The sequence below is a fragment of the Labrenzia sp. THAF187b genome (assembly GCF_009363375.1).
Taxonomy (GTDB): Bacteria; Pseudomonadota; Alphaproteobacteria; order Rhizobiales; family Stappiaceae; genus Roseibium; species Roseibium algicola.
The window spans coordinates 5,575,584-5,598,435 of sequence record NZ_CP045344.1; the positions used below are offsets into that span (position 1 = coordinate 5,575,584).

At 58.6% G+C, this 22,852-nt stretch carries 17 protein-coding genes; 5 read left to right on the top strand and 12 right to left on the bottom strand.

What is annotated here, in order from left to right; translation table 11 throughout:
- Positions 1 to 49 precede the first annotated feature (49 nt).
- Both FIV03_RS25620 and FIV03_RS25625 read left to right on the top strand, forming a co-directional pair.
- Entirely contained in the window at positions 50 to 1,210 is a 1,161-nt protein-coding gene (locus FIV03_RS25620) for an FAD-dependent oxidoreductase (RefSeq protein WP_152511458.1), read from the top strand.
- A gap of 571 nt (positions 1,211 to 1,781) precedes the next feature.
- Positions 1,782 to 2,267 (top strand): YbaK/EbsC family protein, encoded by a 486-nt coding sequence (locus FIV03_RS25625; protein ID WP_152511459.1) that lies wholly within the window; start codon positions 1,782 to 1,784, stop codon positions 2,265 to 2,267.
- Between the two features lie 42 nt (positions 2,268 to 2,309).
- On the opposite strand, the gene FIV03_RS25630 is transcribed toward FIV03_RS25625, so the two are convergent.
- From FIV03_RS25630 to cysQ, 4 genes are all read right to left on the bottom strand, one after another.
- The gene (locus FIV03_RS25630) at positions 2,310 to 3,323 is read right to left on the bottom strand and encodes an NAD-dependent epimerase/dehydratase family protein (protein ID WP_152511460.1); all 1,014 of its coding nucleotides are present in this window, start codon (positions 3,321 to 3,323) and stop codon (positions 2,310 to 2,312) included.
- Positions 3,324 to 3,686: 363 nt separating this feature from the next.
- A complete protein-coding gene (cysN, locus tag FIV03_RS25635) occupies positions 3,687 to 5,621 on the bottom strand; it encodes a sulfate adenylyltransferase subunit CysN (RefSeq protein WP_055658637.1) in 1,935 nt (644 codons plus the stop codon).
- Position 5,622: 1 nt separating this feature from the next.
- Positions 5,623 to 6,552, bottom strand: coding sequence for a sulfate adenylyltransferase subunit CysD (cysD, locus tag FIV03_RS25640; protein ID WP_022997880.1), 930 nt, complete (start codon positions 6,550 to 6,552; stop codon positions 5,623 to 5,625).
- 81 nt (positions 6,553 to 6,633) lie between these two features.
- On the bottom strand, positions 6,634 to 7,476 hold the full coding sequence (gene cysQ / locus FIV03_RS25645) for a 3'(2'),5'-bisphosphate nucleotidase CysQ (RefSeq protein WP_152511461.1): 843 nt from the start codon (positions 7,474 to 7,476) through the stop codon (positions 6,634 to 6,636).
- 305 nt (positions 7,477 to 7,781) lie between these two features.
- On the opposite strand from cysQ, the gene FIV03_RS25650 reads away from it, so the two are divergent.
- Both FIV03_RS25650 and FIV03_RS25655 read left to right on the top strand, forming a co-directional pair.
- Complete coding sequence (locus FIV03_RS25650; RefSeq protein ID WP_152511462.1) at positions 7,782 to 8,291, top strand: PilZ domain-containing protein; 510 nt, start codon at positions 7,782 to 7,784, stop codon at positions 8,289 to 8,291.
- A 208-nt stretch (positions 8,292 to 8,499) separates the two neighbouring features.
- Positions 8,500 to 9,033, top strand: a complete 534-nt coding sequence (locus tag FIV03_RS25655; RefSeq protein WP_152511463.1) for a DUF1993 domain-containing protein — start codon at positions 8,500 to 8,502, stop codon at positions 9,031 to 9,033.
- A gap of 169 nt (positions 9,034 to 9,202) precedes the next feature.
- On the opposite strand, the gene FIV03_RS25660 is transcribed toward FIV03_RS25655, so the two are convergent.
- Positions 9,203 to 9,799, bottom strand: coding sequence for a glutathione S-transferase family protein (locus FIV03_RS25660; protein ID WP_152511464.1), 597 nt, complete (start codon positions 9,797 to 9,799; stop codon positions 9,203 to 9,205).
- A 102-nt stretch (positions 9,800 to 9,901) separates the two neighbouring features.
- On the opposite strand from FIV03_RS25660, the gene FIV03_RS25665 reads away from it, so the two are divergent.
- On the top strand, positions 9,902 to 10,591 hold the full coding sequence (locus tag FIV03_RS25665; protein WP_286202233.1) for a YafY family protein: 690 nt from the start codon (positions 9,902 to 9,904) through the stop codon (positions 10,589 to 10,591).
- Between the two features lie 703 nt (positions 10,592 to 11,294).
- On the opposite strand, the gene FIV03_RS25670 is transcribed toward FIV03_RS25665, so the two are convergent.
- The 7 genes from FIV03_RS25670 to FIV03_RS25700 form a co-directional block, all read right to left on the bottom strand.
- Positions 11,295 to 11,588, bottom strand: a complete 294-nt coding sequence (locus FIV03_RS25670) for a hypothetical protein (protein WP_022997886.1) — start codon at positions 11,586 to 11,588, stop codon at positions 11,295 to 11,297.
- A 79-nt stretch (positions 11,589 to 11,667) separates the two neighbouring features.
- The gene (locus tag FIV03_RS25675) at positions 11,668 to 12,273 is read right to left on the bottom strand and encodes a hypothetical protein (RefSeq protein ID WP_152511466.1); all 606 of its coding nucleotides are present in this window, start codon (positions 12,271 to 12,273) and stop codon (positions 11,668 to 11,670) included.
- Positions 12,274 to 12,562: 289 nt separating this feature from the next.
- Positions 12,563 to 12,937, bottom strand: a complete 375-nt coding sequence (locus tag FIV03_RS25680; protein WP_152511467.1) for a hypothetical protein — start codon at positions 12,935 to 12,937, stop codon at positions 12,563 to 12,565.
- A gap of 315 nt (positions 12,938 to 13,252) precedes the next feature.
- Positions 13,253 to 13,594, bottom strand: coding sequence for a hypothetical protein (locus tag FIV03_RS25685; protein WP_152511468.1), 342 nt, complete (start codon positions 13,592 to 13,594; stop codon positions 13,253 to 13,255).
- A complete protein-coding gene (locus FIV03_RS31795) occupies positions 13,591 to 15,099 on the bottom strand; it encodes a polymorphic toxin type 17 domain-containing protein (RefSeq protein ID WP_209009787.1) in 1,509 nt (502 codons plus the stop codon). The genes FIV03_RS25685 and FIV03_RS31795 overlap by 4 nt, the downstream gene beginning before the upstream one ends.
- A 151-nt stretch (positions 15,100 to 15,250) precedes the next feature.
- Positions 15,251 to 15,655: a hypothetical protein gene (locus tag FIV03_RS25695; RefSeq protein WP_152511469.1), complete on the bottom strand. Its 405-nt coding sequence runs from the start codon at positions 15,653 to 15,655 to the stop codon at positions 15,251 to 15,253.
- Positions 15,652 to 22,851, bottom strand: coding sequence for a hemagglutinin repeat-containing protein (locus FIV03_RS25700; protein ID WP_152511470.1), 7,200 nt, complete (start codon positions 22,849 to 22,851; stop codon positions 15,652 to 15,654). The genes FIV03_RS25695 and FIV03_RS25700 overlap by 4 nt, the downstream gene beginning before the upstream one ends.
- Position 22,852 lies beyond the last annotated feature (1 nt).

Genomic DNA, 22,852 nt, shown 5'->3' on the forward strand with positions numbered 1-22,852 from the left:
TCTCATAAGAGAGCCGGCAGGATCAATCAATCTCAAAGGACCCCGCCCCATGGCAGCAACCGACGCCGAAACTTTCGATGTTGCCATTGCCGGAGCCGGTATTTTCGGCCTCGCTGTTGCCCGGGCAGCGATCGCGGCCGGGCTGAAGGTGGTCGTTCTTGAGAAAAGCCACGTCGGCGCCGGGTCCAGTGGAGGTGTACTGGGGGCGTTGATGCCGCATATGCCGGCACGCTGGAACCCCAAGAAGGAATTCCAGTTCCAGGCCCTGCTCTGTCTGGAAGACCGCATCCGCCAACTGGAAAGCCAGACTGGGCTTTCCTGCGGCTATCACCGCTGCGGACGCATCCTGCCGCTGACGACAAACGACAAGTTGGAGCACCATCTGGAGCGGGCGGAAGAAAGCAAGCTGCGCTGGCAACCTCAGGAAACCGGTTTTTCCTATGTGGTTGAACCTGCCGGAAGCCGGTCTGACTGGCTGGACGCGAATGCCGCTCCCTTCGGCATAGTCTATGAAACCCTTGCCGCGCGGATCTCCCCAAGGGCTTATCTGGCAAGCCTTGCCAGCTTCGTCCGCCAGAACGGCAGCCTGCGGGAAGGCGTTGAAGCGATCGGTTATGACGATGCAACGCACACCGTTCTGCTCGCCGACGGACATGCCCCCGTCAAGACACGGCAATTCGTCGTTTCAGGAGGATTTGCCGCTTTCGACCTGATCGAGACGCTGACCGGCGAACGCATCGGGCGTGGAGAGAAAGGCCAGGCCCTTGTGCTGGAAGGCAAGGGACTGGAAGACAGGCCAGCGATCTATTGCGACGGGCTTTACGTCGTGCCGCACGACGACGGTACCGTCGCCATTGGCAGCACATCCGACCGGGAATTCGAAGACGCAGCCCCCTCTCCAGCCCGTTCAGCCGAACTGCTGGAACGCGCCACCGCCTTTTGTCCGCAATTGAAGGGCCGCGAGGTTCTTTCCGACTGGGCCGGCATCCGGCCCCGCAATCACAGGCGAGACCCGCTGGCAGGAAAACTGCCTGGCTTTGACACCGCCTTCGCGGCAACAGGCGGCTTCAAGATATCCTTCGGCATTGCACATCTGATAGCGGATGCCCTGGTGGCGGAGATGACTGGCAGAGAACCTGTTGTTCCCTTGCCAGAGACATTCCGCCCGGCGCACCACTTCGGCAGCGGCAGACTGGACGCAGATCGCTAAAGGAGCTCGCGTTCACGCATTCGCCGACCGCAAAAGGTGACAACCTGATTGCAATGAAGGGTTGTATATGCGATTGCAGATGATGTGCCATGACCGCGAACTTGACGCGGTTCGTTCAAACACAATCGGTTTACGCACCTGCTGCCTAGATGGCAGCAACCACCGCGTAAAGACCGTAAAGGCTGAGCGAAATCGTCCCCCAGAACAGGAGATTTTTCGCCACCAAAAATGGCAAATTCATAGACCCACCCTGATGAGCTGCATAGTCAGCCTGCTTCCTCCTCTCCACCCCAGAGGATTCAACTTCAGTTGCGGCTGTAGCGGCTCTCGCCATTTCGGCAATCCTTGAACGACTTAACCAATGGCCATCTGGAACCCATTTCCATCGGCCACACACAGTACCGTTTACGTCGTAAATGGTTAAAACCCGTTTAAGATTAACATGAATCTTTTCTTAATTTACAGCACAATGAAATTGTTGATATGCACAAATTATGGCCCGGCCCGCGCGGCTCTTGCGCGTCCCTCCCTGCCGGACTTGTTTGATCCGACCTGAAGGAAGTCCTGCAGCATGAGCCTTGAAAGCGTACGCAACCACCTTGCCAGTGCCGCCCCCGAACTTGAAGTCATCGTGACGGAAGACAGCAGTGCCACGGTCGACCTTGCCGCGAAGGCACATGGGGTCGAGCCCGGTCAGATTGCCAAGACGCTGTCGTTTCAGCTCAAGGACAAGATCTTTCTGGTTGTTGCCCGCGGCGATGCCCGCATGGACAACAAGAAGGCGAAAGCAACCTTTGGTGGCAAGGTGAAGATGCTGGGCCTTGATGAAGTGGAAACGCTGACGGGACACCCCGTCGGCGGCGTATGCCCTTTCGGCCTCGCCCAGCCGTTGCCTGTCTACTGTGATGTCTCTCTGAAGGAATATGACGTGGTCATTCCCGCCGCCGGCGCCACCAATGCCGCCGTCAGGATACCGCCGGAGCGCATGGCGGAAATCACCGGTGCAGAATGGGTGGATGTCTGCCAGCCACCGCAGGATGTGTCGCCGCAGGCATAAGAGCCACATGAAGCCAGGCATTCGCCCGGTGCCTGGCAGGCGTTACGCCCGGTAATAGTCCTGGTACCATTCGACGAACCTGGCAACGCCTTCCTGCACTGTGGTCTTCGGTCGGTACCCCGTAAGGCTTTGCAGCAGATCCGCATTGGCCCATGTCGCCGGAACATCGCCGGCCTGGATCGGCATGAGATTGCGTTCGGCGGTCCGGCCCGTAGCCGCCTCAATGGCTTCGATGAACTCGGTCAGCTGAACGCAGGTCGAGTTGCCGATGTTGACCACGCGCCAGGGGGCTACCGGCGAAAGGCTGTCGCCTTCCTTCACCTCTTCTCCCTCGGCCGGGCGAACAGGCACTGCGTCCATCAGCAGCCGGATGCCTTCGACGAGATCTTCCACATAGGTGAAGTCGCGTTTCATGTCGCCGTAGTTATAGACGTCGATCGGCTTGCCTTCGAGAATCGCCTTGGTGAACTTGAAGAGAGCCATGTCGGGCCGTCCCCAGGGCCCGTAGACGGTGAAGAAGCGGAACATCGTCACCGGAAGGTCGTAGAGATGGGCATAGGAATGCGCCATCGACTCCGTTGCCTTCTTCGTCGCCGCGTAGAACGACATCTGGTGGTCGGCCTTGTCGGTCTCCGCATAGGGCATTTCGGTGTTGGCGCCATAGGCGGACGACGTGGACGCCAGCAGCATGTGTTCCGGCGGGAAGGCCCTGGCTGCCTCGAGCAGTTCGAACGTGCCGCAGATGTTGCTTTCCAGGTAGGAGCGTGGCGCTTCGATGGAGTAGCGGACGCCGGCTTGCGCTGCCAGATGAATGACAAAATCCGGCCGCTCGGTACGGAACAGGGACATCAGCAGGTCCGGCGCCTCAACGCGGTCGTTCACCGGCTTGAAATGCTCGTTCTGCATCAGCATCTGCTGCCGGCGTTCCTTCAGGCGGACATCGTAGTAATCCGTCATGGCATCGAGGCCGATCACTCGAAAGCCATCCTTCAGCAGTCGGGTACACAGGTAAAAGCCGATAAACCCCGCAGAGCCGGTCACCAGAACGGTTTTCATGATTTGCCCAAAGCCTTTCGATCAAAAATTCATTTTACAAAACGCGTAAGTAGGTCAGCCAAGTTATTAAAAGGCTTCGAAGGTTCGGGCAATGGCGAAGTCTGTCCGAACCCTCTTGGCCTCCTGGAACTGCGACACTTACAGACGCCACAACACCTAGTACAAAATGAATTACCGCGGCGTGACACGCCAACAGAGCCTCGGAAAGGCCACCGGTCTCCGAACGAAATTCCAGCTCGTCTGGCCGGGATATCGTATCGGTCCCACAAACGAAAAAGCCACCAGCGTCCTTGTAACGCGGATGGCTGTTTTTCGGATGCCAGGGCAGGTCATCAGCCCCGCAAGGTCACCTTCGGCCTCTTGTCAGATGCCGCCACCGTCGGCGGAGAAGCTGTTCAGGAACCCGCGCTTGCGCAGATATTCAACGATCTCCTCGGCAACTTCTTCCGGTTCCCGGCCGACGTTGCGAATATGGAGTTCCGGATTTTCCGGCGCTTCATAGGGGCTGTCGATACCGGTGAAGTTCTTGATCTCGCCCCGGTCGGCCTTGGCATAAAGGCCCTTCGGGTCGCGTTTGCGGCATTCCTCGATGGGCGTATCGACAAAGACCTCGATGAACTCACCGTCCTCCAGGAGATCGCGCGCCATCTGACGCTCCGAGCGGAACGGCGAGATGAAGGATACCAGCGTGATCATGCCCGCATCCGCAAAGAGTTTGGCCACCTCACCGACACGGCGGATGTTTTCCACCCGGTCGGCATCGGTAAAGCCCAGGTCCTTGTTGAGGCCGTGGCGGACGTTGTCGCCGTCGAGCGTATAGGTGTGCCGCCCGTCGACATGCAGTTTCTTTTCGACGATCGACGCGATGGTCGACTTGCCGGACCCGGAGAGGCCGGTGAACCAAAGGACTGCCGGCTTCTGACCGAGTTTTTCAGACCGGGCATTCTTGTCGACGTCGAGGGCCTGCCAGTGAATGTTGCTCGCCCGGCGCAGCGCGAACCAGACCATGCCCGCACCAACCGTCGAGTTGCTCATCCGGTCGATGAGAATGAAGGAACCGGTCGTGTGGTTGGCCTCATAGGGATCGAACGGCACCGCGGAGGACAGTGAGAAATTGCAGAACGCGATTTCGTTCAACGCCAGCGTCTTGCCGGCCACATGCTCGAACGTGTTGACGTTGATCTTGTGCTTGATCTCGGAGACCGTCGCCGTCACCGTGCGAGTGCCGATCTTCAGCAGATAGGGCCTGCCCGGCAGCAGCGGCTCGTCCGACATCCAGATGACATGGGCGGCAAACTGGTCGGCAACATCCGGGCGATGTGCGGTCGAGGTCAGAAGATCGCCGCGGGAGATGTCGATTTCATCTTCCAGCGAAATGGTGACTGCCTCGCCGGCCCGGGCGGAGCTGACTTCGCCGCTTGCGCCGATGATCGACTTCACCCTGGACTGCTTTGCCGGACCGGCAACCACCAGTTCGTCGCCAACCGACACCTGGCCGCTGGCGACCGTACCGGAATAGCCGCGGAAATCGAGGTTGGGCCGGTTGACCCACTGCACCGGGAAGCGGAACGGGGCTTCCAGCACATGCTCGCCCACCTGAACCGTCTCCAGGTGCTCCAGCAGGGTCGGTCCGGAATACCAGTCCATCTTGTCGCTGCGCCCGGTGACGTTGTCGCCATAGCGCGCCGACATCGGAATTGCCTGCAGGGTTTCGAAATCGAAGCCGTTGGCAAAGACCTCGAATTCCTTGCGGATTTCCTCAAATCGTTCCTGGGAATAGCCGACAAGGTCGATCTTGTTGATCGCCAGCACGACGTGGCGGATGCCCAGCAGCGACGCGATGAACGCGTGGCGACGGGTCTGGACCATCAACCCGTTGCGGGCATCAACCAGCAGCACGGCAAGGTCGGCGGTGGAAGCGCCGGTGGCCATGTTGCGGGTGTATTGTTCGTGGCCCGGGGTATCGGCAACGATGAACTTGCGCTTTTCGGTCGCAAAGAACCGGTAGGCAACGTCGATGGTGATGCCCTGCTCGCGCTCTGCCTCAAGACCGTCGACCAGCAGTGCCAGATCGATGTCCTCTCCCACGGTGCCATGCTTTCTGGAATCGCGTTCCAGCGCGGCCAACTGGTCTTCGAAGATCAGCTTGGTGTCGTAAAGCAGGCGGCCGATCAGGGTCGACTTGCCATCGTCAACGGAACCGCAGGTCAGGAAGCGGAGCTGGTCCTTGCTTTCCTGTGCCAGGATATATTCGGTGACGGCTGTCTCTGCAGCTTCCTGTATGTTCTCGATCGTCATCTTAGAAATATCCTTCCCGCTTCTTCTTCTCCATCGACGCGCTTTCATCCTTGTCGATGAGGCGGCCCTGGCGTTCGGATGTACGGGCAATCAGCATTTCGCGGACAATGGCGGGCAGCGTATCGGCATCCGATTCAATGGCGCCGGTCAGCGGGTAGCAGCCGAGCGTGCGGAAGCGGACCATCTTTTCCTCGATCTCTTCGCCGGGCTGCAGTTTCATGCGGTCGTCGTCGACCATGATCAGCATGCCGTCGCGGTTCACGACCGGGCGCTTTGCAGCGAAATAGAGCGGCACCATCGGGATGTCTTCCGTCAGGATGTATTGCCAGATATCCAGCTCGGTCCAGTTGGACAGCGGAAACGCACGGATGCTCTCGCCCTTTGCCACACGGGCATTGTAGAGGTTCCACAGTTCCGGCCGCTGGTTCTTCGGGTCCCAGCCGTGATTGGAGTTGCGGAAGGAGAAGACGCGCTCCTTGGCGCGCGACTTTTCCTCGTCCCTGCGCGCGCCGCCGAAGGCGGCATCGAAGCCGTATTTGTTCAGCGCCTGTTTCAACGCCTCGGTCTTCATGATGTGCGTATGAACCGAGGAGCCGTGGGAAAACGGGCCGATATTCTTTTCAAGCCCTTCCGGATTGGTATGGACGATCAGGTCCATGCCGAGACGCGCGGCGGTCTCGTCACGGAAGGTGATCATGTCCCGGAATTTCCAGGTCGTATCCACATGCAGCAGCGGAAACGGCGGCTTGGACGGATAGAATGCCTTCATCGCCAGGTGCAGCATGACACCGGAGTCCTTGCCGATGGAATAGAGCATCACCGGATTGGAGAATTCGGCCGCGACTTCGCGGATGATGTGGATGCTTTCTGCTTCCAGCCGCTTCAGATTGCTGAGGCGCTCGGGCGAGATCCCGTGAGATTGCATGTTCATGTTCGCTTTTCCGTTTGGCCGGCGAACCGGCCGTATCAATCGTTCGGCACGGGCCAACCGCCCGCGCAATTTTGCAAATCGTCAGGCGGCGGGCGCGACGTCCCGCAGGAGGTTTCTGCACCCGGCTGCCAGAAAAAACGGGTTCCGCAGGTCGTCCTTGCGGGCGTTTTCCGGCACCCGGTAGACAAAGTCCTCGCCGGTTGAAGCCAGAACGACCGCCCCGCCGGCGGCGCGCACAACTGCATCACCGGCGGCAATGTCCCATTGCATCGTGGGCGCAAGACGGGGATAGAAATCGGCCCGGCCGGCGGCCACCCAGCACAGCTTCAGCGACGAGCCGACGTTAAGCTGCTCGGCGACACTCAGCCGTGAAATCAGGGCAGAGGTTTCTTCCGAAAGATGAGAGCGGCTGGCGAGTACGCTGATGCCGTCCACCGGCGGCGTGCGAACGGTGATAGGCGCAACATCGCTGATGCCGCCGTTCGCGATGGTTCCCTTGAAGGCCCTGGTTTCGGTTTTGCCGTTTTCCCGGAATTCCCCACCCCAATAGATCTCTTCGAGGGCTGGTGCGGAAACCACGCCGAACACCGGGCGGCCATCCTCGATCAGGGCGATGTTCACGGTGAACTCACCGTTCTTCTTCAGGAATTCCTTGGTACCGTCGAGCGGGTCGACCAGGAAGTACCGCGCACCTGCCGCAGGCAGCTTGCCGGCTTCGACCGCTTCTTCGGCCACCACCGGAATGTCGGGGAACTTTTCCGCAAGGCCCGCAAGAATGATTTCCTCGGCTGCCGCGTCGGCCTTGGTCACCGGAGACCCGTCGACCTTGTTCTCGACCTCGAAAGGTTCCGCGTAGATTTTGAGGATTTCGTCTCCAGCCCTCAGGGCCAGCCGGTTCAAGAAAGATATCTGGTCTTCAGTCATCGATGCCTCAATTCGCGCCGGGAAATATTGCCCCCCGCGCTGTCCGCCCGCGTGGCTGTCCCGTAAATAGAAAGGTACAGTGTATCAATTCAAGGAATGGTGTTCCACGTTTTCGCCAGAATACAAAAAGCTCAGGTTTCTCTGACCGTCGCAAGGGAGCTTTTGTTTCTCCCAACATGGTCCTATGCAGGGCTTTACCTGACTGATCCATACGTGGATTCACCGATTGGCAAGGGCTTTGCGCCTAAACTTACCCCAAATGGGGGTTAAAGTGCCCTTGGACACCATGAGAATGCGAGAAACCCATGTCGGACGCCAAACCATTTCCGCACACACCTGCGGATGAGAGCGCCAGCGAACAGATGCCGCGGGAGCGGCGGGCACGCGTGTTCAAGAAAGGCAAGATGGTCTTTCAAAACGGGCTGAGATCCATTCCCTGCATGGTGCGCAACATCTCCGAAGGCGGCGCTTTGCTGGAATTCGAGCAGGCCTACATGCTGCCCAAGGAATTCGACCTTCATATCGACCTGGAAGACTATGAAGTCACCTGCGAACGCCGCTGGGAGGAAGGCCTTCGCTGCGGCGTCCAGTTCATCGGCGAGAAACGGCATGTGGCCGCACAGCGCGCGCAAGTGCTGAAAAGCTCCGAAGAAGCGCTGAGAAGCGAACTCGATGAGCGCCGCGACAGCCCGGACAACTTTTTCCAGCGCCGCCACCAGGACGAACCGCATGCCGACGAGCGCACCTCCGTGCGCCGCAACCGGCAGGACGCAAGTGCCGGCGCCGGCAAGCCGACCTTCGGCAAGAGACGCTGATACGCTGCGCGCGGCGAAATACGTCAGATACCCCTGCTCTTCGCGGTGTTCGACAGCCCGCCAGCAAGTGCACCCTGCCGCCCAAGGCAGAATGCCGGCTTCCACACCAGCGCTCAAAATTCCTGGATATGATCCGCCTCCCCGTCGTACCCTTTGAAGATCACGCCAAGGCGTGTTTCGAACCCGGATCATGACCAGGAAACAGCCCGTGGCGACCACCCTCTACGACTTGAGCGTGCCAACCTTCCTGCAAACGGCACGCGCCGTCAGCGGGTTTCTTCAAAAGGCGGCAACCCATTGCCAGCAGACTGGCACCGATCCGGACGACTTCGCGACCGCGCGGCTTTGTCCGGACATGGCTCAGTTCTGGTTTCAGATCGAGTGCGTCGACAATTTTTCCGTCTGGGGCCTGGAAGCAATGAGAACGGGTGCCTTCACCCCGCCGCCGCTTGTCGGACCAGCCCCATATGCGGATCTGCAGGACCGGATCGCGCAGACAGTGACACGCTTGCAGACCTATACGCCTGCCGAGGTAAACGACTGGTCGGGCCGGCCTCTCGACCTTGATCTGGTTCACATCAGCCCTCGGCCGATGCCCCTGACATCGGAAACCTTTCTCCTGTCCTTCCTGCTGCCGAACTTTCATTTCCACGCCGTCACCGCCTACGACATCCTGCGCACGCGCGGCGTGCCGATCGGCAAGCGCGACTATGAAGGCCAGTTGCGGACGAGGCCGGACTGACGGCCCTTGCCCTCACCCTCACCGGCAGAAACGGACGGGCTCGCCAACTGGAAAGCCGCGCAGGCCGTTCATCCAGTTTCAGGGCCGTTTTCAAGACAACTGCGCAAACAGAAATGGCCCACCGGGCAAAACCCGGCAGGCCACAGCGTCAGTGGAGGTTCAAAACCTCTCAGGCCGCTTGGCGTTCACGCTCCAGCGTCCGCACGGTGGCCGGGCGTTCGCTGCACCGCTTCACCCAGTCACGGATCGCCTCGTTGTCCGGCAACATGTCCGGCAGCCACAGGAACGGACCGCTGCACAACAGGTCAACGGCGGAATAGGTTTCGCCCAGCAGGTAAGGCTGCTTTTCCAGCGTTTCCGCCAGCCGCGCGACCATCGTGTCGAAATCGCGCAGGCTTGCCTCCACGGCCGGATGCGTAAACTGGGCGAATTTCAGGATGATGACCGGCTCCATCACGCCCTGATAGTAGAACAGCCAGGACAGATACTCTCCGCGCCCCGGCTGGCCTTCGATCGGCCCAAGCCCGGCTTCGGGAAACTTGTCGGTGAGATAAAGCATGATCGCGCCGCGCTCGCGGATCCCCTCGGCACCATCCACCAGGTAGGGCACCTTCTTTTCCGGATGCGGGTTGGATGCATCTGGCCCGCCCGAGCCATCCTGCCGGCGAACCGTCACTTCCTTCACCTCGACGTCGGCGCCCAGCTCTTCGATCAGGGTCACGATCGCCGAAGACCGGCTGTTGGGAGAATGGTAAAGCGTCAACATGGGAAAGCTCCTTTTCTTTGTGATGCCAAAGGTATAGCTTCCCCCTGCTGACAATTTACGGCAGGAGCAAAAATGGCCCGCATGGACAGGCTGATGCGTCTGATGGATACCCTCAGGCGCCTTCCCCAACCGGTCACCGCCGCGCGCCTTTCCGAAGAGACCGGCGTTTCCCTGCGCCAGCTCTACCGCGATATCGCGACCTTGCGTGCGGGCGGCGCCCTGATCGACGGGGCCGCGGGGGTCGGCTACACTTTGACGGAAGATCCCGTGCTGCCGCCGCAGAGTTTCTCCCGGCTGGAAATCGAGGCGCTGATGCTGGCGCAAAGCGGGCTGGACCAGATCGGCGACGAGACACTGAAAAAGGCCGGCCGCAACGCCATGGCCCGCATCATCGCCACCCTGCCCGACCGGCAGGCGCGCCAGGCCATGCACACGGTGATGCGCAGCTGGCGGCAGCCGGACAAGCGCCCGCCGGTGACGGTGGATCTCGACCTGTTGCGCGAGGCCTGTTGGGAGGAGTTCAGCCTGGTCATCACCTATCGCGACCTGCAGGAGCGAACCACCACCCGGGAAATCTGGCCGATGGGTCTTTCCTACAGCGAAACCTCGCTGCTGCTGCTCGCCCATTGCCGCCTCCGGCAAGACTACCGCCACTTCCACGTCAGCCGGATCGCCTCACTGGCGCGCGGCACCGAAAGCTTCCGCCCCAACCGGGTGGGCCTGATCCGCGACTACATCAAGCAACGGGGGTATGACCGGAACAGGCAAGCTCGACGCGGTGAAGTTGGATAAAGTGCGAATTGGAAACGGACTAACCTCAAAACGGGGAAGTTTCGGGGGAGCAGGTCATACAGTCCTCCACCTTGCCCTTGAATCACTCGTTGAGGCCCCTGTCCGATTACTCCAGGTGTTGGGTGTACATATTCAGTGTAATACCCTTCCGGTTGAGACGGCAGCAGAAAAGGAAAGCCGAGGGCGTCTAGAAAACACGGGGCTATTCAGTGTGATCTGGGTATCACCCGCCAATAGTTCATCGATGGTTTTGCGTCCTCTTTGTAGCATATATTACCCAGAGAGATATTAACTACAGTGGAAAAATGCGCATTTTATCGCCTTTTATTTCTATTGAAACAATATCTCCTGGCTTGCACTCCCACTCTTCACTAAAACCGCCGAGTAAATACCCATCAGGTAGAACTATTGCCACCTCTTTCCTTACCATGCGCACATAGCAAGGACGCCAAACGTCTATTCCTTCGTCTAGCAAACGTACGTATGCTTTCACTCGGCTATTCATAGACATACCCAGGTCCACCTACGCGAAAAATATCTCCTGTGGTGTTGTCTCTAACCACAGATTGTCCAGTTGTCGGGTGTATATCACCAGCAGGAGGGGTCCGGGCGGCGAAGGCCAGATTAGAGACTTACAACATCCTGGCCTATTCGTAGATTGGATAGTGGACCGGGAACACAATGAAAGCCGGGATAAAAATCATCATCCAGTTGGCAGCTTTTCAGCAATTTTTCGGAAGCCGTCAGCATTGAAACCCGTCAAGGTGGGCATCTCCCAATCGAAAAAACGTTTGTCATCAACCGCGTGAAAAATTAGGGATCTGATGCCGGAAAGTTCTGAGTACGTGAGAGCACTATTCGGAACAAATGCACTCACAGCATCATGAAGATATTTTGCAGGCCCCCCGGCAATCTCTGAGCAGACAACAATATCTCCCCTCATTTCAAGATCGGAGAGAGCCTTCTTGATTGCTTGCATTAGAAGATCGTCGATCATCAGTATGGTTCCGTCCTTGTAGGAATTCGAGAAACATAGTCTGAATAGCCCGTGGGTTACTCATTTGGTGCAAAGGGAGTTAGGTGATACCTGACGGAAGCGAAAGGAGCTTGAGCGGCTTATAGAGCTTTTCGATTCTTTCGTCGGGCCAATAGGAACCCACAGCGACCGCTTCCATTTTTTCCATATCAATCCCCGTGGCGACCTGCAAAAAATCGCTGGGACCTGCGTAGATCATGTGCCGGACATCTCCGGTTCGCAGTAAAAGAAATTTAATGGGATCAGAAAAGAAAATACAGCTTTCGAGATAATCTGCTTTGCCATTCTCGTCAAAATTAAAGAAGCTACTCCAGCTCACATCATCAGAGTTATATTTTCTAATGTGCGCTTTTGTAACTTCTAAAGATAGATCATTAATCGGCACCGAATAATACTCAGATATACCTAATTTCATAAGCGCCTCACTGAGACAGCGAACAACGTCGTCACTTACATTATTATCGTCTATTACAACCAACTTCCAGCAATGGCTCTTCACCAGATCTGGAGATATAAGATCTTTATCTTTAATTGCACTCCTCAATAACGTCCAAGTCTTGCAATTAATCACCATATCGAATTTCTCGAGTTGTACCAACGTTCCCGGCGTCGTTAGTCCATTGAAATTCGATGGTCGGTCGCCCATCGTGGCTCGGACGCACAATTACTTTCGTTCCGTGAGGTAGTCTTCCCATACGACGATCAGTATCAATCGTAAGAACATTGGATAGTTTCAAAGCATCAAAATCTGCGTCAGCTTGGGCTCGCGTTCCTCCTGGTATCCGTTCAATACTGCGGACTAACCTCAAAACGGGGAAATTTCAGGGGGGCAGGTCAAATTTGAGACCAATCTAAAGGTGACGCCACAATTGGCGCAGCAGTTATTGCCGACAAAATGAGCGTAACGAAAACTCGGAAAAAGTGGCGCATTGCAGTCAACATAGACCGCTCAAATCCATGCCAAGCGCCTCACCCATCTCCTTAGCCAATGGTGAGCCAGGGCGCGGGAACATATGCGCCTCTACAAAACCAACAAGGATTTCATTTTGAACTTCTGGCGAAGAGTCTTTCACAATTGCAACCACACGATCAAGAACACTTTCACCAAATGCGGATTTAGTGGCAAGTTCAGCATAATCTCGCCCACCGACCGCTCCCCAAAACACAGTTGGAGCTTCTCGGATGAGCTCACCAAATGAGTCATAATAGGAAGGCAAAGAGCTATCTTTCACACTAGGAAAATTCTTTGCTAACCAGCTTACAAAACGAAAGCTTGTATCAATAAGGGACTCACGGTCTTGGGGTAGCAAGTGCATCCTCCATATCAATGATCATGTTCTGCGCTGTCCGAATATCAGGAGTGCTACCCAACGTGCCCTCGAGGTGGGCTAGAGTTTTCCGAGATCAGAGCACGTGAATGCAGTGCCGGTGGCCATCCCATTTGCACCGGTGGCTGTTAGAGCGCGGGCGGTGTTCGCCAGACCGACCGGCGGCGCATTCAATTCCTGCCCATGGCTGGATAGCTTAGCTTCTGCGATATACCTTGTGCGTCGAAAAAATTGCCTTGCCCAAGGACAGTGATAAAGAGCAAGAGGATCTTCGAAAAAACCCTCTGAGCCGCGCAATCATACTTCGATGAACTCGACTTCAGCCCAATTTACGCGCTCATCCGCAAAACGGAACTCTTCTGAGCGGTTCCAAATAAAGCACACAGAGCTAACGCGTTCCCAACCATGACCTAGCCGCTCTATTAGGATTGGAAGCGTCGCGTCCGATATGGCTTCTGCATGTAACTCCATTGAGCACTCATAACATTCCGGGATTTTCCAGTACTTTTTAACCTCAAAGGCAACTATGTTCCCAAGATCTCGAAATGCATCCATAAGGCTCCGTCCAAGCTCTGCGGCTTCATCCTCCGAAGCCACAGAAGAGAGAAACCGTATATTGATATAAGTGGCTTGCGTCATTTGTGTGTAATCTTCCCGTCCAATGATACGTTTGCGTGGGAACCATCCCGAGTAGCCCATCCCAACTGCGACTTCCCCGTATTCGATAGCTGAACATCCCACTCAAATGCTTGACCTTCCGTTCTGGATGGTCCACGCGTCCATTCATTTCCAAATTTGTCGACATACCCCTTGTTCGGACCACGTGGCAAAGGTGTAGTTCCATCCCATTTCTCCGGAGGAACGAATCTTATCTTCCCTGAACTCGGCAACTGAGCCTCTTTGACACGAGCAGACTTCGTCCAGACCTTCCCGGAGCTCAGCGTACCCGGCGGGTACGGTGATTGTTCTGGAGGTACGGAATCAACGTTCGGGCCCTTGTATCCTCCCTTTGTCGCCTTTGTTTTTCCAACAAACTTCGGAGCGAGAGCGAGTCTTACTGTGGTGAAGCTGGTTCCCGGCCCACCGACCGCAGATGCGTCGCTTACATAAGAAATGACTGCCGGATCCCCCACATCCAGCGGATTGGCAAAGAATAAGTCACCTGTAACCGTATTCTTATAGAGGAAACGACCATTGCCGTCTGTCGTTACAAGGTCTTCGCCATCTTCTCCGTAGCCTGTTACATACGGGCCGTTTGACATGGCCGCGATTGCGCCCATTGCCCTGACCGGAGCCGTGAGGTTCCCGTTGCGGAGCAGATCCGCCCAACGACCGGCATCCTCCGGGTTGGCGATCATAGTGCCGAGATAGATCTCAAGGCATTGACGTGTCTCTTCGTCGCTCAGGTTAATGACATACCCATTGGATGTCGTAACGGAGCAAGTTCCTTGTGCGTAGGCAGGTGAAACAAACAATTGCCAGAGATTAAAGCCATGTTGAGGGTTGCAACCAGCAAGCTGTGTCAGGATCGCTTCGTCCGAAAGGTGTCCCGCACGTTTGGCTTGGGCCAGGTCTTTTAAACCTGGGTTTTCATCTCCCATCCTTTCCATGACACTGGAAACGATTGAAGAAGCTGCGTGCCCAACCAGTTTGACGGCTTTGAAAGCATCCCTGACACTCGTATCACTCACATAAAGCTCAAACCCTTCCTGCTTCTGCGAGGTCACTTCCACCACCGCATCCGGATCGCGGTTGAGGTTGGAAAGTTGGGTTTCGGTGGCGGTGGTGTCTTCCGCCGCCTCCAGCTCCGCTTCGGCACGCAGGGCTTCGGCGCGGGCCGTGTCGCCTTCGGCTTCTGCCGCGTCGGCCTCGGCTTCCAGGTCGGCGGCCTTGATGCCGTCGCCGTCGCCGTCGCGCACGGTGATCTCGCCCTCGCCGATGGTGGCGCGGGCAACGCCCTCGGTTTCGGAGTTGGAATAGGCCCCTTCCACCGTGATGCCCGGTTTGGACTTGCCTTCCGGATTGGAACCTATGCTGACGCCGACCGAGCCGGAAACCTGCCGGCCCTTGCGGTGAAGGTCGATATCCGCCGTTTCCAGACGTTCGGTTTCAAGGGTCAGGTCGCCGGAGCGCGAGGCGATCACCCCGCCGGTGATGGAGGTCGTTTCGCCGACGTCGGCATATTATTTGTTTTACTTAACCTGCTCCACTCCATTCAGGAGCTGGAGCCTCCAGCAAACCAGGTGTGGTTCGCCCCAAATACGATAACCGTCAGGCAATACCGTATTTGTAGCATTATGTTGGTGAGCGACTACTCAAACGCTGGATTACCCCCTCCTCAAGCATATCAGCCTCTCTCTCAGGGTCAGCCTTATCGTGACCTGAATCAAAAAACGACGATCTATTGAATAATGGATCGGCTGTATCGTCATCGGCAGGGAATACGAATTCAATGTTTGCATCACGCCTATTCACCGTTTCAGGTACGACTCGAAGCTCGTGCCCTCTGTGAACGAACAAAAAGTGCTGCAACTCCTCCATAGCTTTTTGTGAAGGCTGCCACCCACTTTCTTTATCGCCGCCCAGCATCGAAAAGCCTGTTTTCACATCCGAAATACCATCGTAATGGACGTCAATTGTTTTCCCGAGGAAAATGCTTGAACCACAATCGATACAGGTCAGATAATATGAATAACTCATTGAGGTTTCCATACAATTGGGCCATTGCTGGTAATCACTCTTACCTCGGCAACATTACTTAAGTCACCATTACGAGATAGACGATCTAATTCTGTTCGTATAGACGCCGCGTTATCCCATGTTCCGTTACCACGTGCGTCAATTAAAGCGCGTGTATCAGATCTCCCTAATCCTAGGCCTGCAGCACCATTATTACTAAAATTATTTTTTGCACTGTTGATGGATGACTGTAGTGATCTACGTCCCGTCCCACTCAGCTCTTTAATATCATACCAAAGACCATTGATTTGCGCATCTGGTCCAGGCACATTTTCACCTCGAATGCGAACGTCCAAGCCTTGCTCTGCCAACTCTTGACCTAAACGGGCTTCATGAGCAGTCGGACTTCCATCAAACTTAACTGTGCTGGTGCCGATGCCCGCTTCGGCATCTGTGGCACCAGGTCTGGTACCAGGATTTGGCCCATCGGGCGTCCTATTTGCAGCCTTCACGTTTGCGGAGAAAGCTTCGGCAATCTTAGACCCAAGCCTTCTCGTAATTAAGGCACCAGCTTTTGCAACAGCTTCGCCGACAACGTGCCCACCTGCTTGCGCAATCAATTCCTCGGCCTGAAGAACTGTGATGTACTGCGACCAGGTCATTCCCGTCGTATCGAAGCCCAAAGAGCTCTCGCTCGGTGGTGTCATCTTCAGGAAAGTGGCAAGGTGCAGCTCTTTCTGACCAATGGTATTGTAGAGCTTGAGCACCGTCTGGTTCTTGGTGCTCTTGCAGCTTGGCGCCTGGCAGTGCAAAGCCTCGTTCGCCAGCTCAAGCATCAAGACCGTGTCATAGGAAAGCCCGGATACGCTCTCGATGTCCCATTTGGTGATCGATTTCAGTTGAGCGCGGTCAGCGGCTGGCAAGTCTGCAAAAATGCGCGCTGCCAGAGCAGCCTTTGCATAGGCTTGAACACCGGGATCAAGGCTCTCACAAAATTCTACGAGTTCGGCAAGCGTCTCCCGTTTGATCCCGAACATGATATCTTCAATCGCAGTCTGAGAGCAGTCCGCAGCGTAGGCTGGAGTAACAATCCAGTTCAGCGGGTTGTACCGATTATACCCTTGGCGACCGCCGCAGGCGGCCAAGCGCTTTAGCAGTTCGCGTTGTTGGGGAGACACATCCAGCTTTTCGATGGCTTGCCCAACCGCAGAAAGAACCTTGCCCAGGTCCCGCACCGCCGTATCGCTCACATAAAGCTCAAACCCTTCCTGCTTCTGCGAGGTCACTTCCACCACCGCGTCCGGGTCGCGGTTGAGGTTGGAAAGTTGGGTTTCGGTGGCGGTGGTGTCTTCCGCCGCCTCCAGCTCCGCTTCGGTGCGCAAGGCTTCGGCGCGGGCCGTGTCGCCTTCGGCATCTGCCGCGTCGGCCTCGGCTTCCAGGTCGGCGGCCTTGATGCCGTCGCCATCGCCGTCGCGCACGGTGATCTCGCCCTCGCCAATGGTGGCGCGGGCAACGCCCTCGGTCTCGGAGTTGGAATAGGCCCCTTCCACCGTGATGCCCGGTTTGGACTTGCCTTCCGGATTGGAGCCGATGCTGACGCCGACCGAACCGGAAACCTGCCGGCCCTTGCGGTGAAGGTCGATATCCGCCGTTTCCAGACGCTCTGTTTCAAGGGTCAGGTCGCCGGAGCGCGAGGCGATCACCCCGCCGGTGATGGAGGTCGTTTCGCCGACATCGGCGTTGAGCGCGTTGTCGGTGACGATACCGGAGGGGGCGTTCACCCAGGCCGAGCTGTTGGAGCCCTTGGCCCCGTTGACGCTGGCAGAGGCGCCGAAGGTGGGCCCGGCGCCGTCTGCCCCCAGCCCGATGCCAACGGAAACCCCGGCGCTGTAGCCGCTGCTCTGGTTGGAGCCTTCGGCCGTATCCAGCCGGCTTTCGATGGTGAGGTTGCGGCCGATGTCGAGATCGGCACTGTCGGCTTCAATCCGCGCGCCCTTCAGGGCAAGGTCCCGGCCAGTTGCGACCGACACGTTGCCGCTCGCCGTCACATCCGTATTGGTGTGATAGGTCTGCGACTGGCTGTAGGAACTCTGCTGGCCGGAGACATCCAGCCCCAGGCTGAGGCTGGCGCCGGGGGCACCATTCTTGCCACTGGCGCCGACACCAAGCGTCAGCCCGATGCCCGCGGACATGCTGGAGCTTTCGCCCTCATAAGCGAGATGGTTTTGCGCCGATTCCAGGATGACATCCCGTCCCGCCGCCATGGCAATATCGTTGCCGGCGTCGATCCGGGCGCCCTTGGCGGTGATGTCGCGTCCCGCCTCCAGGGACATGTTGTTGCCCGCCGACAGCGTGGCGGTGCGTGCGATGGCGCTAACCTCCGACGAGCTGCTTTCCTCGTGGGAGATGCCGATGCCGATGCGCACCCCGGCAATGGTGCCACCCTGGCGGATGGCGTTGAGCTGGTTGAGCGCGTCGACCGCCTTCAGCCCGGCAGAGACCGCGGAAAGCGCCTGATAGCCGAGATTGCCCTTGCCCGAGGCTGCCATGCGCGGGGCATCCGCCAGCGATTTCACCGGACCGGAGATGTTTTCGAAGGCGCCGACCGACAGCGCGAAGGTGTCGATCTTGTGGCTTTCCGAATGGGCATAAAGATCGTGGACGCTGTCCAGGACGATGTCGCGCCCGGCGGTTATGCCAAGGTCTTCGTCGGCGGCGACGGAGGCAGCTTCGGAGACCACATCGCGCCCGGCATCAATGGAAACGTTCCGGCCGGACACCGCCGAGGTGACCTGGGTCAACGAGCTGGTGTCGGAGGTATGCCGTTCGGACTTGTAGCCGGCAACCACACCCATGTTGCCGGTTTCTGCAAAGAAGCCGCTTTTCTTGTCGACCCGGCTGTCTTCGGAGGTGTTTTGGGCAGCTTCCAGGCGCACATCGCGGCCGGCCAAAAGGGCAACGTCGCTTTCGGAGGATACGGCGGAGCCCTTGACCACGACATCCCCTGCACCGGCCGAGATCTCCAGATCGCCGAGCGCGGTCACCATGGAGCCCACCTGCGTGGTGCTGCTGCTGTCGCGTTTCCTGGAACTTGAGGTCAGGAAACCGCTTTTGTTGCGCGCGGACCGGTCTTCCCGGCTTTCCTCCGCCGTGCCGATGGTGACGTTTTCACCGGCTGTCAGGCTGGCCGTGCCGTCGCTGGCAATCAGCGAGCCTTCCACGGCAATGTTGCGCCCGGCCTTGAGGTCGGCCGCGTCTGCCGCCTGGATGGTGGAGCCGGACACACGGGTCTGGCTTTCGCGCACATCGTAGCGGTTGCTGCCCGCCTGGCCACTGGCTTCAAAATGGCTGTCGAGCTCGATGGCGGTCACCACCAGGTCACGGCCGGCGTCGATTTCCAGGCTGCCGCCGCTGGCAAGATCGGCCCCGGTGATGCGGGTGTCGTTATCGCTGCGGATGGTCAGCGTGTCTTCCGCCGTCACCGTGCCGCGCTCATAGGCCCAGGAGCCGATGGCCGTGGTGCCGTTGCCGGTCGCCCGGGTTGCAGTTTCGATCGACACAGTCTCGCCGGACAGGGTCACATCCCTGCCGCGGATCGTGCCGGACCTGTTGAGCAGGGCGCCGGCGGCGCTGGCGACCAGGGTTTCGTCGGCCTTGATCGTGCCGCGAACGTTCCTGATTTCCGCTGCCTCCAGCGTCGTGTTGCGCCCGGCGATCACAGCGCCGGTCTTGTTCAGGTCCGTTGTCGAGGCAAGGTAGAGACGGGGCGCGATCACCTCGACACCATCCACCACCGCACGTTCGTACCAGACGATGTCGCTGGTCAGGAGCGCGATCTGCTCCTCGCTCAAGGACACGCCGAACGCCAGGTCCAGCGCCTCGGCCTGTGCGCCCGCGTTGTCGATCAGCGTCTTCATCTGCAGGGCATCGGAGGTCTGGTCGGCGGACAGCCAGCGGCGGCCCGTGGCCCTGCGCACCTGCTCGGCCACATACTGGCTTTCGAAATAGGCATCACCAAGCGAGCGGATGTGCTTGTCGATATCGGGAATGCCGACCGTATCCAGGAAATACTGCGACCCGAAGAATGCGCCAATGTCGACGAACGCGAAGCGGGTTTCGTAAAGGAACGGGCTGCTTTCCGGAGCGCGGCTGAAAAGCTGGCCGTTGAACTTGTAGGACGCGGGGTCGAAGGCCGGGGCCTGGGAGCTGGCGTTGAGCTGAACGATGGACGTGTCCTGTGTGGACTTTTGCAGGTCCTCCGGGGTGGAAGGCTCGCCGGCTTCGTTGGTGAGCGTGCCTGTCAGGTTGCCGATCAGCGATCCGCCGGCGTGGATGGTCGCAGGAACGGCATCGATCGTTTCGGCGCTCAGCGTCTTGCTTTGCACCCCATTGTCCAGAAACTTGTGCGAGGGGGCAAAGCCCAGCGTGCGGGTTTCGTAGCTCGACCAGCTCTGGTGAATAGTGATGACCCGCGTCAGGGTCTTGCCGCCGTTGACGATACTGGTGCCGTCGATGCGCATGTCGCCGGAGGCGACGATGTCGCTGTATTCGTTTTCCAGCGTGCCGACATCCAGCACCATGTTGCCGTTCAGCGCCGCGATGCGCGCGACCGGGTCGACCAGCTCATAGGTGTCTTCGGTGACGAAGATGGTCACCACATCGCCCGACCCCGCTGCGCCGTCCTCGTCGGGGGCGAGCATCAGCCAGTCGTCATAGGTACCGTTGTCCGGGTCGAACTCGGCAATGGATGTCGGTGCGTAGTCCTTCCACCAATTCTGGTCCCAGTCCGCTGCCGTGGCATTTTTGGCCGTGAGGATCTCATCGATCTTTTCCGGGTGCGGCACGAACACATAGCCGCCGGGCCCGCCGCCAGTGTCCCAGAACTGGTCCCAGTCGCCGATGCCGCCGGCCGCCCAGTATTTGGAGAACCCGCCCTTCAGCCAGTCGGGAGGATAGGCCCCGGCGACGACTTCATTGGCATATGCGGTCGTCTTGGTGTCGAAAGTGGCACCGGTGATGTTCTTCAGGCTTTCAGCCCGGATGGTCAGCGTACCGGACCGTGCCTCGATGATCCCGCCCTTGCGGTTGATGATGCTGGCCGCCTTGGTGCCCGCCGTGCGGCCTTCCAGCATCAGACCGTTTTCGGCAACAAGCACGCCGCCATGGTTGTCCAGGTTGACCGAGCGGATGGTCAGGCCGTTGCCGGCGTGAACGCCGCCCCGGTTGGTGAAGCTGTCCAGCCCATCGAACAGGGCAGCATCATTGGCAATGATGTAAGCGTCAGCGGCGACATTGGTGGTTCCGCCGTTGACCGTCAGCCCGCCGGTTGCTTCCAGTTTGCCGGTCACCGACAGCGTGCCGCCAATGGTCAGCTGACCGGTTCCATTCACGCGCAGCAATCCGGCAACGGTCAGATCGTTGACGCTGAGGTCCAGCGCGTTGGTGGCGGTCAGCCCCGGGGCAGCAGCGGCAAGCGTTGCAGTGCCGGTAATGCTGCCGGAGACATCCCGCGCCGCGACCGTCGCACCGGAACCGCTGAGGGAAAGCCCGCCAAGATCGAGCGCCAGCGAACCGACCTCCAGCGCGCCGTGCTGGTTCCAGGTGCCGGCGGTGATCCGTGTCAGGTCGCCGGACTGGAGGCGGGACCCGGCGGCAACGTTGAGCGAACCGGATGCAGTCAGCGTCAACGTGCCCGCGTCCGTTATCGCGGCGCCTTCGCCGGTGACACCGGCAAAAATCTTGCCGCCGGAAATGTCGATCACCGGTGCTGTCAGCGCGACGTGGTCGCGCGCGTTGACCTCGCCCGCCGTTGCCACGGTCAAACGGCCGGCTGCCGAAAGGGCAAGATTTCCGCCGGAATAAAGCACCGATCCGGAGGCGACCGTGACGTCGCCAAGGCTGGAGGCGACATCGATTACACTGGCGATCGACGCGCTTCCAAGGACCACGTCGTTTGATGCCCGCACCGTGTAGGTGTCGGCGGCAACGGTTCCGGATTGCTGAAGCGCGCCGACGTTGAAGGTGATGGCCTCGCCCGCCTGAATGTGGCTGGCGGCGGAAAAATCGGCAAGGCCCGTCGTTGCCACCTTGATGGAACCGACCCCTGCAGCCAGCGTGCCGCCGGGCGCCATGCCCGCCAGGAGCTGCGCCTCGTCAAAATCGATGCCTGCGGCTTCCAGATCCACCTGGTTGCCGGCACCAAGGGTTGCTTCCTTGGCAACCTTGATATCGCCGCCGGCCTTCAGGATCAGCGTTTCCTGGCCATAGAGGGACGCATTTTGCTGAACCTCCACCGAACCGTTGACGGACCGGGCGCGCAAGGTCTTGCGGGCAGACACCGTGCCGCCAAGCACCAGCTTGCCGTCGGCGGTTATCTGAAAATCGCCGGTGGCGGCGGTCGCGCTTTCAGGCGCGCGCACACCGACGCCGCTTTCCGTGCCGATCAGCTTGATGCGGCCGGCATACATGCCGCCAAGCGCGGAGGAATCGATGGCAAATTCCGGCTTGTCCGCCGCCGACCCGGCCTTGGCCGCAACCGAGCGGTTGGCATAGTCGTAGTCGTTGCGACCGGCAAAGACGCCGAGGTTCTCGCCAGCGTGGATCTTGCCGTTGATTTCGACCGCACGCGAGACGATGTCGAAATAGTCGACGCTTTCCGCCGCGACGCCATCCGCACCAATGGTGACGGTGCCCCGGTCGACCGAGAAGCCCTTCAGCGTTCCCGCATCTACCTGCGGCACGCCGGTCGTCAGCGTTGCCCGCGGAATGTTGATGAAGCCGCAGCCATTACAGGTGATGCCATTGGGGTTGGCGAGGATATAGTCCGCCTGCCCGCCGTGCAGCTCCGTCGCGCCCTGCAGCAGCGACCGGTTGGACGAGGTGACCTCGTTCAGGATCACCGTTGCCGGGCCAGAGCCTTGAAGATTGGGGTTGCCGACAATGTAGCCGCCCAGGTTGCTTTGGCCGACATCCTTGGAATTGTTGAGGATCAGGCCGTTCTTGCCGACATTGAAATCGGTGAACTTGTTGTGGGACAGGCCCTGCGCATTTGGGGTGACTATGTTCTGGACCGGCACGCCGTTTGGCGCCGCGATAATCTCCGGCCGGTTGCCGGGCGCAGCAGCGCCATCCGGCGTCAGCCCGCCGGCAAAAGCCGGCAGGGAGGTCTGGACCAGGAAGACGGTACAGAAGAAACCATTTAAAACGGACTTGATCATA

What these genes read in the sequence shown, in the direction of transcription:
- cysQ (WP_152511461.1), bottom strand. Translation starts at nt 7,476, where the DNA reads ATGACTGAAGACCAGATATCTTTCTTGAACCGGCTGGCCCTGAGGGCT.
- FIV03_RS25660 (WP_152511464.1), bottom strand. Translation starts at nt 9,799, where the DNA reads ATGTTGACGCTTTACCATTCTCCCAACAGCCGGTCTTCGGCGATCGTG.
- FIV03_RS25650 (WP_152511462.1), top strand. Translation starts at nt 7,782, where the DNA reads ATGTCGGACGCCAAACCATTTCCGCACACACCTGCGGATGAGAGCGCC.
- cysD (WP_022997880.1), bottom strand. Translation starts at nt 6,552, where the DNA reads ATGAACATGCAATCTCACGGGATCTCGCCCGAGCGCCTCAGCAATCTG.
- cysN (WP_055658637.1), bottom strand. Translation starts at nt 5,621, where the DNA reads ATGACGATCGAGAACATACAGGAAGCTGCAGAGACAGCCGTCACCGAA.
- FIV03_RS25695 (WP_152511469.1), bottom strand. Translation starts at nt 15,655, where the DNA reads ATGAGTTATTCATATTATCTGACCTGTATCGATTGTGGTTCAAGCATT.
- FIV03_RS25625 (WP_152511459.1), top strand. Translation starts at nt 1,782, where the DNA reads ATGAGCCTTGAAAGCGTACGCAACCACCTTGCCAGTGCCGCCCCCGAA.
- FIV03_RS25700 (WP_152511470.1), bottom strand. Translation starts at nt 22,851, where the DNA reads ATGATCAAGTCCGTTTTAAATGGTTTCTTCTGTACCGTCTTCCTGGTC.
- FIV03_RS25665 (WP_286202233.1), top strand. Translation starts at nt 9,902, where the DNA reads ATGGATACCCTCAGGCGCCTTCCCCAACCGGTCACCGCCGCGCGCCTT.
- FIV03_RS25620 (WP_152511458.1), top strand. Translation starts at nt 50, where the DNA reads ATGGCAGCAACCGACGCCGAAACTTTCGATGTTGCCATTGCCGGAGCC.
- FIV03_RS25685 (WP_152511468.1), bottom strand. Translation starts at nt 13,594, where the DNA reads ATGACGCAAGCCACTTATATCAATATACGGTTTCTCTCTTCTGTGGCT.
- FIV03_RS25630 (WP_152511460.1), bottom strand. Translation starts at nt 3,323, where the DNA reads ATGAAAACCGTTCTGGTGACCGGCTCTGCGGGGTTTATCGGCTTTTAC.
- FIV03_RS25675 (WP_152511466.1), bottom strand. Translation starts at nt 12,273, where the DNA reads ATGGGCGACCGACCATCGAATTTCAATGGACTAACGACGCCGGGAACG.
- FIV03_RS25670 (WP_022997886.1), bottom strand. Translation starts at nt 11,588, where the DNA reads ATGATCGACGATCTTCTAATGCAAGCAATCAAGAAGGCTCTCTCCGAT.